Raw genomic sequence first — 13,036 nt, forward strand, 5'->3', positions numbered from 1 at the left:
AAGTTTATCCTGAGCACAGTCGAAGGAAGTCCCTCCATCGGCTCTAAAGAAGTTCAGTAAGTATGCTGGACTTTTTTGTTTTAAATCGAGTCTTTATCTTTTTTTAACCATGAGAAAAACCCCTTTTTCTTTTTCTTTTTAAAGGGTTTTTCACTTTTTTTATTGCCAAACAATTGTTTAAAGAAGCTTTCTTCTTTTGTAAGTTCACAATCAATAGCTTTTAATACTTTTTCCGAAGGCTTTACAAATCTGGCCTGACTTATGTTTTGATAGTTGGGGTCCGAATTCAGTTTTTGTAAAAACTTGGCAAACATAGGTAAAGCAGAATTGGCTCCTTGACCAATACTTGTATTGCTAAAACCTATCTGCTGATTGTCGTTGCCAACCCAAACAACAGTAACCAGTTTAGGCATAATACCTACAAACCAGCCATCTTTATTGTCTTGGGTCGTTCCTGTTTTTCCAGCAATATCATTGGAGAAATTGTAAGTTGAACGCAACCTGCTTGCAGTACCATTGTTTACCGTTTCTTTTAAAAACTCCAACATTACCTGTCTGGTATCTTCGCTAAACGCTTCTGTTTTTGGTGTTTCAGGATTTAAATCTTCATATGTTGCTATCACATGTCCATTCTTATCTTCAATTTTAGTAATAAAAACAGGTTTTGACGGCTTGCTTTGGTTTACATAAGTGGTATAAGCAGTTGCCAGTTCCATGAGACTTAAGTTTGATGTTCCCAAAGCTATGGCTGGTACTTTTTCTATATCACTTTTAATGCCCATGGCATGCGCTTGTTCCATCACCTTGTCTATTCCCGTTTCTTGTAATACTTTCACCGAAATAGTATTTACAGAGCGACTTAATGCATATGCTAAAGAGTAATTTAAGTCTTTGTTTTCTACTTCCGAAGCATTTTTTGGAGTCCAATTATTAACATCTGTATAAGTTACCTCTTTAATTGAAAAATAGGAGCAAGGTTCCATGCCATTTTCTAGAGCAGCTGTGTAAACTATAGGTTTAAACGTAGAGCCAACCTGTCTTTTACTTTGTGAGACATGGTCGTATTGAAAATATCTGTAATCAATTCCCCCTACATAAGCTTTTATGGCACCTGTTGTAGGTTCTAAAGAAAGCATTCCTGCATTTAGGAATTTTGAATAATATTCCAAACTATCCAGTGTTGAAAGGTTTTCAACAGTGGGCTCATCCCAAGAGAACAATTCGGTTTTATGCTTTTTGTTCAAGGAATCCTCAATGGCTTTGTCTGATAAGTTTTGCTGTTTTAGCTTTCTATATGTTTTCAAACGTTTTTTGGCTGCCAAAAAAGCAGGTTTGTTTTTTAACCAAGGCGCATTTTGTCCATAAGCTTTTTCAAATTGACGTTGTAAGCTTGCCATGTGTTCTTGCATGGCCTCTTCTGCATAGCGTTGCAAATTATTATCCAAAGTGGTATAGACTTTTAAACCATCATGATAGATGTTGTAAGCTTCCCCATCTGGATTTTTATATTTTTTTTCTTGAAGAATGGCATCCAACTGCTTTTTGATTTCTGCTCTAAAATAAGGAGCCAAACCTTGGTTTGGTGCATAATATTGATAATCCAGTTCAATATCTTTATTGATTACGGCTTTTGCTTCCTGCTCTGTTATTAAGTTTTGATTTTTCATTAATTGAATCACCAAATCCCTACGTTGTTGCGAACTTTCTGGGTACAATCTAGGATTATAGCCATTATTGGCTTTTAAGGTTCCAACAAGGGTTGCTGCTTGAGAGAGGTTTAAAAGGCGCGTTTTTGTGTTGAAAAATTTTTGTGAAGCACTTTCAATGCCATAGGTATTGTCTGGAAACGGAACTGTATTAAAATACAAAGTAAGAATTTCCTTTTTGGAGTAAATGTCCTCGATACGTCTGGCAACAATACTTTCCCTAAGTTTATTGACCACAATACTTAAAAAACCGTAATCTTTTCGTCCATATAGGTTTTTGGCCAATTGTAAGGTAATGGTGCTTCCACCTCCCGAAGATTTATCGGAAAGCAATATGGTTTTAAAAAACACCCTTAATAAACTGGTATTGTCTATACCATTATGTTCATAAAAACGTGTGTCCTCGGTTGCTATTAGCGCATCGATTAAATGTTGTGGGAAATCGTTATAGCTTATGGACTGTCTGTCGTAAATGTAAAACTTTCCTATCAGGTCGTTGTTGGTGTCCAGAACCTGTGTGGCTTGGCTTTGCTTAAGGTTTGCCAATTTTTTGGCTGAAGGAATTTCTCCCCAAAAGCCAAAATAAATACTGCCATAAAAGCATAGTAGTACTGCAAAAGTTATAAAAAAGCCATAGGCAATCCGTTTTGCCCAAGTTTTTAATTTCTGGTTTTTAGAAAACATGGTGTCAATTTCTATTTACAAAGAAACGACATATTAAAAAGAAGCGTATAAAATGAATGTATTAAATATGAAAATTTGCTATTGGTACTCTTTTATTCAGCTTTTCTTATGGCTAAATACCCATCTAAAGCTTTACCGTATTTAGAAGCTTTAACTTTTGGCGTTAGGGCATTGTTTATGGTGTCCAGCCATTTTATTTGCGCATCGTAAACTTCTGTTAAAGCCAGATAAGGAGCTACCTCGCTATCCTTATTGTTTACGGCAAAATTTACCACATACAAATATCTGCTTTTGGTTAAATTGTTCATAGCTTTTGTGCTGGCTTCAATTTTAGCAGAGTCGTTTGCTTTTTTGGCATCAAAATTTTCCTTGATGAGATCTAGGTTTTTCTCATTGTATCTGGTAATCACCTTTAAAAAATCTTCGTAAAGCTTTTGTTGGGTAGAACCTGTTATTTTAGCATCTGTCACAAAGTTTTTTAGAGTGGTGTTGATTTCTGTAACACCTTTATCAGCAAAAAATACAATTCGCGTATTGTTTTCTTTGCTGTTGTTTTTGTCCAAACGTAAATAAAAAGCTTCTGGAGATTCCAGATCGCTTTGTAATTCAAACTCCGAAACCCCATTTAATGAAACAGAATCTACAATAATGATGGAAGAGTCTTTTTCCTTTTCAAGGTATACTGTTCCTTTTTTTAAACCTTTTACATGACCTTTAACAATTAAGTCAGGATCTTTTCCACAAGAAATTAAAGACACAAGAACAAAAACAAGGGCTAACTTTTTCATATTACTATTAAGAATTTTGGAGCGCAAATATCATATAAAAATTAAAGATATACTAACCTCCTGCAGCGAATTTCATTAAAATAGTACAGCCTATGGCAGCAATGGTTCCTATGGCATAACCAAACACAGCCAGAAGCACACCAACAGTGGCTAAAGATGGATGAAATGCCGAAGCGACAATAGGAGCAGAGGCTGCGCCACCAACGTTTGCCTGGCTTCCAACAGCTAAGAAAAAATAAGGAGCTCTAATAAGCTTGGCAATCAGTATCAATAACATGGCATGTATGCTCATCCATACCAAGCCTACAGCAATCAATCCAGGATTATCAAAAATGGACATTAAATCTATTTTCATACCTATGGAAGCCACAAGGATGTAGATAAAAACACTTCCAAATTTACTGGCTCCTGCACCTTCGTAATTTTTGGCTTTTGTAAAGGACAGTAATATGGCAACAAGTGTTGCGATACTAATCATCCAAAAGAACTGGGAATCTAAAAAGGTAAAGGTGTTTCTAAGGGTTTTAGACTCTATATTGTTGACCACCCTTTCAAAATAAGGTGCTAAGAAATTGGCACACATATGAGAGATGCTAACAGTTCCAAAAGCAATGGCAACAATAATCATGATGTCTGTTAAAGAGGGATTTCGTTTGACGCTTTTGGCAAAGGTGGTTACTTTTTCCTTTAAAGCTTCTATGGCAGAATTATCTGCTCTTAACCATCTATCAATAGCTTTAGATCTTCCAATTCCTATTAAAATTATGGCCATCCATATATTGGCAACCACGATATCCACAAATACCATTTTACCATATTCGGATTGGTTGTATTCAAAAATTTCAAGCATTGCTGTTTGGTTGGCTCCACCACCAATCCAGCTTCCTGCTAGGGTAGAGAGACCTCTCCAAACGGCATCAGGCCCAACACCACCAACAGTTTCTGGAGAAACCATAGAAATCAATAAAATGGCAATGGGTCCTCCAATTACAATCCCTACAGTTCCTGTAAGGAACATAACCAAGGCTTTCCAGCCCAAATTAAATACAGCTTTTAAATCGATGCTCAAGGTCATTAACACCAATGCTGCAGGTAATAAATACCTACTGGAAACATAATATAAGCTGGTGCTGTGCTTTGCCACTTCGCCAGAATCTGAAGTTGTTTCCCATTCTGGGGCAATAAGTCCAAGAGTGGTTAAAACGGCTGGTAACATATATGCCATAAAGAGGCCAGGAACAATTTTATAGAATTTTGGCCAAAACCCTGTTTTAATGGATTCTGTATAAAAAATAAAACCTAACGTAAGCATTAGGAGTCCAAAAACAATCGTATCGTCTGTAAAAATTGGAGCTTGTTGCATGTTCTGTATTTTTTAAGATGCTGCAAAATACCAAAATAAATGGGTATAAAAAAAGCAACTTTTTTAAAGTCACTTTTTTTCTGTTTTTTTTGGTTCTCTATTGTGTTCTTTGAGCTGCTGCATGAGTATCCACTCAATTTGTCCATTAGTGCTCCTGAACTCGTCTGAAGCCCATTTTTCAATAGCTTTCAGCATCTCTTCATTGATTCTTAATGCAAAGGCTTTCTTTTTCGACATGTTATTTTTTTATAAAAGCTTCAATCGTGTTTATAAGTGCTTCAGACAAGGGATAATCTGGTGAAAAATAAGTTTTCATATTATCCTGGTCGTTTTCTATGTTTTTTAAAATGTGGTTCATGTTTTCTATGATCACAATTTCAGATTCTGGTTTGACTTCATGCAATTTATTGGCTTCCTGCACTTTTACCTGAAGGTCTTTTGTGCCGTTTATAATCAATATTGGGATATCAAGTTTTTTTATTTCTTCGGAAGGGTTATAGGCCATCCACGAGATGAAAAATGGTTGATTGGGTTTGCTGAACAAATGTGCCAGTGTAGGATTTACGTTTTCTATGGTTCCAGTTTCTTTAAGCTCATTAATATGTTCTTGCGCCATTTGTCCCATTTCTTCACTGTAAAGTTTGTAGCTGTTAATAATGAAGGTTCCCATATCTTCACTAACGCCAGCCAACGAAATATATTTATCAACATGTTTTTGTGCAGCCAACATAGCAACCAAGGATCCTTGACTGTGCCCAATGAGTGTGATACTGCTAAATCGGTTGTCGTCTTTAAATTTGGAAATGGCCAGGTTGGCATCTTCCACAAACCCATAAAAATCCATATCGTCCATTATAAATTTGATGTTTTCTTTGGTGGCACTTCTTTTATCGTATCTGTAAAAGGCAATCCCCTTGGCATTAAGGCTATCGGCTAATTGTTTGATATAGTTGGCTTTGATATTTGCTCCAGCTTGATTGCCGTTTCTATCCACATTCCCAGAACCATGAATAAAAATAGCCAAGGGCTGACTTTTTAACGTGTTGTTATATGTTAAGGTGCCAGGAAGCTGGATGCTATCGTTCCTCAACAAAATGTCTTCTGAAACCATAGGTTCTTGAGAAAATGAGAAAACAGCATACAATAAGATGGTAAAGAATAAAAACTGTTTCATGTGTTTACCTGTTTTTATCACGTTCCAAGACTATTCTCGCAGAATTTTCGGATATATGTACCACTTTCCAACCAGACATGGCGTGTTGATTTAATGTTTCTTCCAAGCGCTCGTTGTTTTTGCTTAAGCCCATTTTCCAGGAAATGACTTTATATTCTTTCATAATTTTAAGTTTAATGATTTAAAGTACCTGCATTTACAATAGGTGATGCATCTTTATCACCACATAATATAACCATTAGATTGCTAACCATGGCTGCTTTGCGTTCTTCGTCTAAATCAACAATTTGTTTTTTGCTTAATTCTTCAAGAGCCATTTCCACCATACTGACTGCACCTTCAACAATTTTATGTCTTGCTGCAACTATGGCAGTAGCTTGTTGGCGTTTTAGCATGGCATTGGCAATTTCCTGCGCATAAGCCAAATAGCCAATTCTGGCTTCCAGGACTTCTATTCCTGCAATGGATAGACGTTCGTCTATTTCTTTTTCCAAAGCTTCGCTCACTTCATTAACACTGGATCTTAAGGTAATGTCTTCGGCAAGGCCTTCATCGGCAAAATTGTCATAAGGATACATGCTTGCTAGTTTTCTAACTGCAGCATCTGTTTGCACACGCACAAAATTTTCGTAATTGTCCACATCAAAGGCTGCTTTATAGGTGTTTTGTACTCTCCACACTAAAATGGTGCTTATCATTACTGGATTGCCTAACTTGTCATTCACTTTTAAACGTTCACTATCAAAATTACTGGCACGTAAAGAAATTTTCTTTTTGGTATAAAACGGGTTTGTCCAATAAAACCCATTTTTTTTAATGCTGCCCACATATTTTCCAAAAAGTAATAAAACCCTGGAGTTGTTGGGTTGTACCATGATAAACCCTAAGGCAATAAACAAGGCAGTTGCAATGGATAAGACAAACCATGGATTTTTATAGGCAACTACAGCTGCTATACCACCAATAAATAATACTAAAAACACAAATAGCATTAAATAGCCATTGGCAGGAACAATAATTTTTTCTTCTTTCATGAGATGATATTTAGTTGGTTAATTTATTATGATATTAAAATGATATCATAAAGATATGTAAAAATTATTTGCCTTCAAAATTAAGTTTGGCACGATGATTGAAATATGTCATGTAAATTGATACTACACTAAAAACTTTTTAAAGAGTGTGGTTACTTTATAAAAAGGTAGTATTTCATATTTTTGGTTGGTTAGTTAAGAAAAGTGTCCTTTTTAGGATGCTTTTCTTTTTTATACTTGTAGAAAAGAGAATTTAGTTAATAAAATCTGTAATGGCTGGAATGAGCTCTGGACTTAACTTTCTAAAAGACTCGTTATAGGATTTGGAGTTTTCAAGATCGTCCCCTAGTATGGGAAACATGACATGGTTCATGTTTTCAATTAATAACAATTTGCCATTTTGTGCGTTGTTTTTTAATAGTTGGGCTTCAGCTACAGGAACCTGTAAATCTTTGGTGCCATTTATTATCAAAACAGGGATTTGTAACACTGCAATGTGCTCTTGAGGGTTATACTGCATCCAACTGCTCATAAAGGCTTGGTTTTCTTTGCTGAATATGGATTCCAATGCAGGAGGATAGTTGGCAGTGGTTTCTCCAGCTTTTAATTTTTCAAAAGCCACTTTGGATGCGTCTTCCAGTCCAGGAACGGTTAGTTTTATTTGTTCCAGGATCACTTGGTCTATAGGTTTTGCTGAACCTGCAATGGAAACAAATCCGGATACATTTTCTTTGGATGCAAGCATCCCAACCAAGCTTCCTTGGCCATGACCTATTATATATAGCTCTTTAAAGGTGTTTTTTTCTTTGAAATGATTGACGATTGAAATTGCATCAGAAACAAAATCATTGAAACCAATGTTTTTATCAACCCTTCCTTTTCTAATCTGTTTTACGATGCGTTTGTCATATCTAAATGTGGCTATGCCTTGGTTTGTTAAACCTTCTGCCAATTTTTTTAGAATATTGTTTTTTTGAAAATTTTGGTTTCCATTTCGGTCGGTTGGACCAGAATCCCCAATTATAATGGCCAATGGTGGATTGTTGATGTCATTGGGTGTAAGTAAGGTGCCATCTATGAAGCTATTTACGGAAACATCTTCTGTATTAAAATTGTTTTCTTGGGATATTATCAAATTGCTTAGACCAACAAAAAACATTAAAAGACACTTGAGTTTCATAACTATGATGGTTTTAAAATTAAAATCTTAAAAAAATCGATTCCATATATAAACGTAAAATTAGCTTAAAATTATGTTTTAATGTTTTAAAATGTATCCAATTTTGAACTTTAAAATAGTGTATTTTGTCGGAAATTTATGTTATTTCACCCTTAAATGTTAAAAAAAGATGCATTTCATCGAAAATAATAGCTTTTAAACGTCAATATTCAAATTAAATTTTACATTTGAAGTGTACTAAAATATTACTTTTTAGTTCAATGGATTAATTAATTAATATTTGCATTATGTTGTTGATACTAGAGACCCTAAATCTAACTACATAATAAAGATGCAAATTAAACTAAACCGAGGTTGAGGGACCTCGGTTTTTTTATTCGATATACCTAAAGGTGAGGTTGATTCTTTTTCCAATGGGTTTTTTGGTTTTTGGAACTTGGTGCAGCCAATAATGTTGCATCTCACCTTTCATAATCAATAAACTGCCGTGTTCCAATTCCAGTTTGTAATTTTCTGTGTTCAATGTTCGGTGCTTAAATTTAAACATACGTTTGGCTCCAAAACTTAGGGAGGCAATTACGGGATTGTTGCCCAGTTCCTTTTCATTATCTGCATGCCAACCGTTGCTATCGTTACCATCTCTATATAAATTGATCAGTACAGAGTTAAATTTGTGTTTGGAAATTATCTCTACCTCGTTTTTTATCTGTAATAACAGTTTATTGAAAGGATGAGGTTTCATGGTGATGCCGGAATAAGTGTAGGTCTTGTCATTCTCTGCATACAAGGCTGTTAACCTTGGTTGCTTATAGGTTTTTCCAAAAAGGCTTATATGGTCTTGCTGCCATGGAACATGTTGCAATAAGACTTTAAAAATACTGTCTGCCTCCGGATTATGGTAAAACTCCGGTACATAAACCAACTTAGCTTGTGGTAAATTTAACATGGTTTTTTCTTGAGAAAACAAATCCATCATTTAATTTTTTTCTAAATTAGCCATAACCCTATGAAAATAAAAATAGTCATACTAGCTTCTTTTGTACTTTGTTTGTTTTTAACAAACCAAAAAAAACAAACAATACCTGAAGGATTTGTTTATGCAACAGATGTGATACCTGATTTAAAAGTGGAATTGCGTTATTTTTCAACAAATAATTTTGTTGGAGACACCATTCAAGGTTATCATGCCAATAAATTAATTGTTACCAAACCTACTGCCTTAGCCTTAAAGCAAGTTCAGGAAGAGCTTTTAAAACAAAATTTGTGTTTAAAGGTTTTTGATGGTTATAGACCACAACAGGCAGTAAACCATTTTATGGTTTGGGCCAAACAATGGAACGATACTTTAAACAAGCAACAGTTTTATCCAGATGTAAAAAAGAAGCACTTGTTTCGAGAAGGGTATATAGCCTCGAAATCTGGACACAGTAGAGGCAGTACTTTGGATGTAACCATAGTGAATGCTGAGACTTATGAAGAATTGGATATGGGAAGCCCATACGACTTTTTTGGTGAAGCATCTTGGGTCGATTATCAAGGTATTTCGGATTCCCAAAAATCCAATAGACAGTTATTGCAAAAGGTTATGTTAAAACATGGTTTCAGGAATTATTCCAAAGAATGGTGGCATTTTACTTTACGTAACGAGCCCTATCCTAAAACCTATTTTAATTTTCCTGTAAAGTAATTAGCAAAGCACTAAATATATCTGCTTTCAATTGCGAATCCATCTGGTTGTTTTTGGAAAATCTTTGATTGATTTCAAGCTCAATTCCCAAATAATTTATAGGAAATTGCTTTCTTAAGTAGGTTGTGAAACCATCTGCTTTACCTAGATAAGGGTAATTAAACCTGACTAAATATTTAGGGTTTTCTGCCACAATATGCGATTTAAAGATTTTACAGAATTGTTTTTCCAAAGATCTTTTGGAATCATACAGTAAACCTATATCTCCATGTCTTTCTACGGAATTCAATATTGGCGTAAAAGAATGTATCGATAAGTGCAAGATCGTTTCATTGGTTTTTAGATACGTTCTTATCCTATTTTCAACGTTATTTCTATAAACCAAATAGTAATCATCTATTAATTGTTTTTTTTCTGCTTCTGGAAGAGTTTTTGAAAATTCCGAAAATAAATCTTTATGATGTAAGGATCTGTTAAGTTCAATTAACAAGCGACTGGTATCACTGAATATTGAAAAATGGGAAAGAGGTTTTAAGTATTGAAACAAATCCAAGGTTCCAGGATCAAAACCTCTATGTGTTTGCAAAACAGTTTCTTGCTTTTTAAATAGAGGCTGGTACTTTTTTGGGACAAAATTCCCACCATGTTCACAGGTAATTACCAGTTTCATGTATTTGGGTTGCTTGATTTTTTCATGGCAAAAAAACTGTGTTTTTTTGTAGGCAATCCGCTAATCTTGAATAAACGTTTTTAATTTTTGCTTCAGTAAAATCTGTTCCTACAGCTTTTAAAATCCTGGTGGCCAAAGTACCTTCATTTAATATGGTTTCAATGCTTTCATGATGCGTTTCATGAATCTGATATTTTGCCAAACCGTATAAATGTTTCCAAAGGTTTTTTACCGATACAGTTTCATGGATTAAAAATAAGTTCAAATAATCCAAGTTGGAAATGTGATAGTTTTCAGCATCTTTAATTATGGGGTTCAACACATTAAAAAGCTCCTGTTTTAGCCATTTTTTTTGTTGTTGTATTGGAGCCAGCTTTTTGTTTACAAGCAATTTAAGCACTTCAATAATCAAGACACAGATGGCCATGTCTGCTTTTGGGCTTTCCTGTATGTCTACCAATCTTATTTCTATGGCATTTCTGTCAAAACGCGCTATGGCACCACGGGAATTTAAAAAATGATGATCTAGAATGTTATTGGTGTCATGTGGTTTAATGGCTTTTTTAATAGGCTCAAAAATGGTAGCGTAATAATCCACTTTTGTAAACACACGTTCTGGGATAACCAATCCGGTTAGTTCTGGGATTTCCTTTTGGTTGGTTTTGTAATATTCCAAGCGTGCATCTTTAAACCCAGTGTTTTTGCCTTCAAGTATGGGTGAACTGGCACATAAACCTGGAATAAGCGGTAATATAACCCGAATGGCAGCATGGAGTTTTTCAAACTCCTTATCGTCGTAAAAGGGTAAATTTATATGTGTACTCTGTACATTGCTCCAGCCATGCCCTTTACAATTGAAAATTCTATTGTACAATTCGTAAACTTCACTGTAGCTGTGTTTCCAGAGCTCTGTGTCTCTTAATGGGTTTAATAGAGGATGTGCGGCAGTTGGCAGCAAATGGGCTTGTAAGGGTTTTAAAATGGCATTGATTTCCAGGACATTTTTGTGAAATAAATCCGACAAAGCATCTAAATTGTCACTTGGTCCATTGGTTTTTAATTCCACCACATGAGCTACCAATTCATTGCTCCATGCAATTGCTCCATTTTCAACATCAGATGCCTGTTCTCCAGCTTTTGCACTTAAAAGTTCATCAACAATTGGAGCAGCTATAAACGTGTTGTTATAAACCAGCATGTATTCCAACTCTATGCCATATACTTCGAACAAATGATATTTTTTACTCATGTTAATCCAATCTGTTTTTTAAAGCTGTAAGTATTTTAATATACACATCATCTCCATAATAAGCATCCTCCACACCAAAATCGATGTTTGGATTATCGTTTATTTCTATAACCATTGGTTTGTTGTTCACTACTTTTATATCTATACCATAAAGTCCTTTTCCCATAAGTTTAGCCGATTTTAGAGCCATGTCCAGCACATTTCTTGGCACTTTTTCAATGGGTAAACAGTCGGCATTGCCATCTTGATCGTCTTTTTTCTTGGCATCCCAATTATAAATCTGCCAATGTCCTTTGGCCATATAATATTTGCATGCAAAAAAAGGTGCGTTGTCTATAATACCAATTCTCCAATCGTAATCCGAGGGACAAAATTCCTGAGCTATAATAAGATCTGATTCTTTAAGCATGTTAGACACCAAATGCTTGTATTCTTCTTCTGTTTTAGCCTTTTTTACACCAAAGGAAAAAGTAGAGTCTGGTGCTTTTAAAACACAGGGCAGGCCAACTTGTTCCAAGACCTCGTTTCTGTTTTCTTTATGTACGATAACCGTTTTTGGGGTGGCAATATTGGCATTGTTTAAGGCTTCGGCCATATATACCTTGTTGCAGCATTTTAAAATGGCATCTGGATAATCTATAATGGCTATACCATCTTGCTGCGCTTTTCTGGCAAACGCATATGCTTCGTTATTGACCTCTGTGCTTTGCCTAATAAATAGAGCATCGAAAGACGATAGCCTTGAAAGATCTTTAGGTTCTATTATCTCTGCGTAAATATTCATTTTTTCAGCTATGTCCACAAATTTTTTAAGGGCTTTTGCATTGCTTGGTGGTGCAGGATCGTTAGGGTTAACCAAAATGGCCAAGTCAAAATCAGAGGTGGTTAATTTTGGGGTGTCGTAACGTTTTTTTGAAAAATACTGATTGGCAAAAACATGAACACTTTCCATATGCTCCAAAGGGATTTCAGATTCTGAAATGGCTCTAATGTTTTGGATGTTCCATTTGGTGGTGTGATTGAATTTCACCCTTAAAAAAGGCACTTGAAAATGCCTGTAAAACAAAGTGCTGAGCTCCTTGTATTTTTGGGCCACATTTTGACCAAAATAAATACTAAGGGTAAATTCTTGGGATTTGATGTTTTTTAAACTTTGTTGAATCACATCATCAAACTCATCAGATACGATACGTACCAGTTTCAAAGCTTTTAAATCCACTATGTTTTTTACGGTAGGAATGGGTAAATGTCCTCTAGCTTCAGCCAATAGAGACACATAATAACCTTTGGATTGATACGAATAGTCTTTGCAAAGATTAAAAATACGAGCATTTTTTAATAATGAAAACTTGGGGTCTGTAAGATATTCTTGCGAAGAAATTACGGTAATATTCTCAATCGAAAAATGCCATTTTTCAGGTTGATTGACAACAATGTATTTATTCATTTAAAGCGAAATCGCGATATATATTTTTAACAAAATTAGATTATTTATCGATAC

13 protein-coding genes are annotated in these 13,036 nt (G+C 35.1%); 1 reads left to right on the forward strand and 12 read right to left on the reverse strand.

Going from position 1 to position 13,036, the window contains the following annotated elements:
- Positions 1-80: 80 nt before the first annotated feature.
- The 9 genes from D778_RS05305 to D778_RS05335 form a co-directional block, all read right to left on the reverse strand.
- Complete coding sequence (locus D778_RS05305; protein ID WP_007648436.1) at positions 81-2,390, reverse strand: transglycosylase domain-containing protein; 2,310 nt, start codon at positions 2,388-2,390, stop codon at positions 81-83.
- Positions 2,391-2,482: 92 nt separating this feature from the next.
- Positions 2,483-3,178: a DUF4369 domain-containing protein gene (locus D778_RS05310; protein WP_007648443.1), complete on the reverse strand. Its 696-nt coding sequence runs from the start codon at positions 3,176-3,178 to the stop codon at positions 2,483-2,485.
- A 52-nt stretch (positions 3,179-3,230) separates the two neighbouring features.
- Positions 3,231-4,541 (reverse strand): DUF819 family protein, encoded by a 1,311-nt coding sequence (locus D778_RS05315; RefSeq protein ID WP_007648445.1) that lies wholly within the window; start codon positions 4,539-4,541, stop codon positions 3,231-3,233.
- Between the two features lie 69 nt (positions 4,542-4,610).
- A complete protein-coding gene (locus D778_RS14285) occupies positions 4,611-4,778 on the reverse strand; it encodes a type II toxin-antitoxin system antitoxin (protein ID WP_007648447.1) in 168 nt (55 codons plus the stop codon).
- Between the two features lies 1 nt (position 4,779).
- A complete protein-coding gene (locus D778_RS05320) occupies positions 4,780-5,715 on the reverse strand; it encodes an alpha/beta hydrolase family protein (RefSeq protein WP_007648449.1) in 936 nt (311 codons plus the stop codon).
- 4 nt (positions 5,716-5,719) lie between these two features.
- Positions 5,720-5,878 (reverse strand): DUF4177 domain-containing protein, encoded by a 159-nt coding sequence (locus tag D778_RS14490; protein WP_007648450.1) that lies wholly within the window; start codon positions 5,876-5,878, stop codon positions 5,720-5,722.
- Positions 5,879-5,888: 10 nt separating this feature from the next.
- Positions 5,889-6,749, reverse strand: a complete 861-nt coding sequence (locus D778_RS05325; protein ID WP_007648451.1) for an SPFH domain-containing protein — start codon at positions 6,747-6,749, stop codon at positions 5,889-5,891.
- Between the two features lie 253 nt (positions 6,750-7,002).
- Positions 7,003-7,929 (reverse strand): alpha/beta hydrolase family protein, encoded by a 927-nt coding sequence (locus tag D778_RS05330; RefSeq protein ID WP_007648452.1) that lies wholly within the window; start codon positions 7,927-7,929, stop codon positions 7,003-7,005.
- 373 nt (positions 7,930-8,302) lie between these two features.
- Positions 8,303-8,905, reverse strand: a complete 603-nt coding sequence (locus D778_RS05335; RefSeq protein ID WP_007648454.1) for an alpha-ketoglutarate-dependent dioxygenase AlkB family protein — start codon at positions 8,903-8,905, stop codon at positions 8,303-8,305.
- 30 nt (positions 8,906-8,935) lie between these two features.
- Between D778_RS05335 and D778_RS05340 the strand changes: the two genes are divergently transcribed.
- Positions 8,936-9,616, forward strand: coding sequence for a M15 family metallopeptidase (locus tag D778_RS05340; RefSeq protein ID WP_007648456.1), 681 nt, complete (start codon positions 8,936-8,938; stop codon positions 9,614-9,616).
- Here the strand turns inward: D778_RS05340 and D778_RS05345 are convergent.
- The 3 genes from D778_RS05345 to D778_RS05355 are packed head-to-tail and all read right to left on the reverse strand — an operon-like array spanning position 9,597 to position 12,982.
- On the reverse strand, positions 9,597-10,286 hold the full coding sequence (locus D778_RS05345; RefSeq protein ID WP_007648460.1) for an N-formylglutamate amidohydrolase: 690 nt from the start codon (positions 10,284-10,286) through the stop codon (positions 9,597-9,599). The genes D778_RS05340 and D778_RS05345 overlap by 20 nt on opposite strands.
- A 22-nt stretch (positions 10,287-10,308) precedes the next feature.
- Positions 10,309-11,535 carry a glutamate-cysteine ligase family protein gene (locus tag D778_RS05350; RefSeq protein ID WP_007648462.1) on the reverse strand — a complete coding sequence of 409 codons (1,227 nt, stop codon included), beginning with the start codon at positions 11,533-11,535 and terminating at the stop codon, positions 10,309-10,311.
- A gap of 1 nt (position 11,536) precedes the next feature.
- Positions 11,537-12,982, reverse strand: coding sequence for a RimK family alpha-L-glutamate ligase (locus D778_RS05355; protein WP_007648464.1), 1,446 nt, complete (start codon positions 12,980-12,982; stop codon positions 11,537-11,539).
- Positions 12,983-13,036: the final 54 nt, after the last annotated feature.

Source organism: Xanthomarina gelatinilytica (assembly GCF_000348685.1).
GTDB classification, from domain to species: domain Bacteria; phylum Bacteroidota; class Bacteroidia; order Flavobacteriales; family Flavobacteriaceae; genus Xanthomarina; species Xanthomarina gelatinilytica.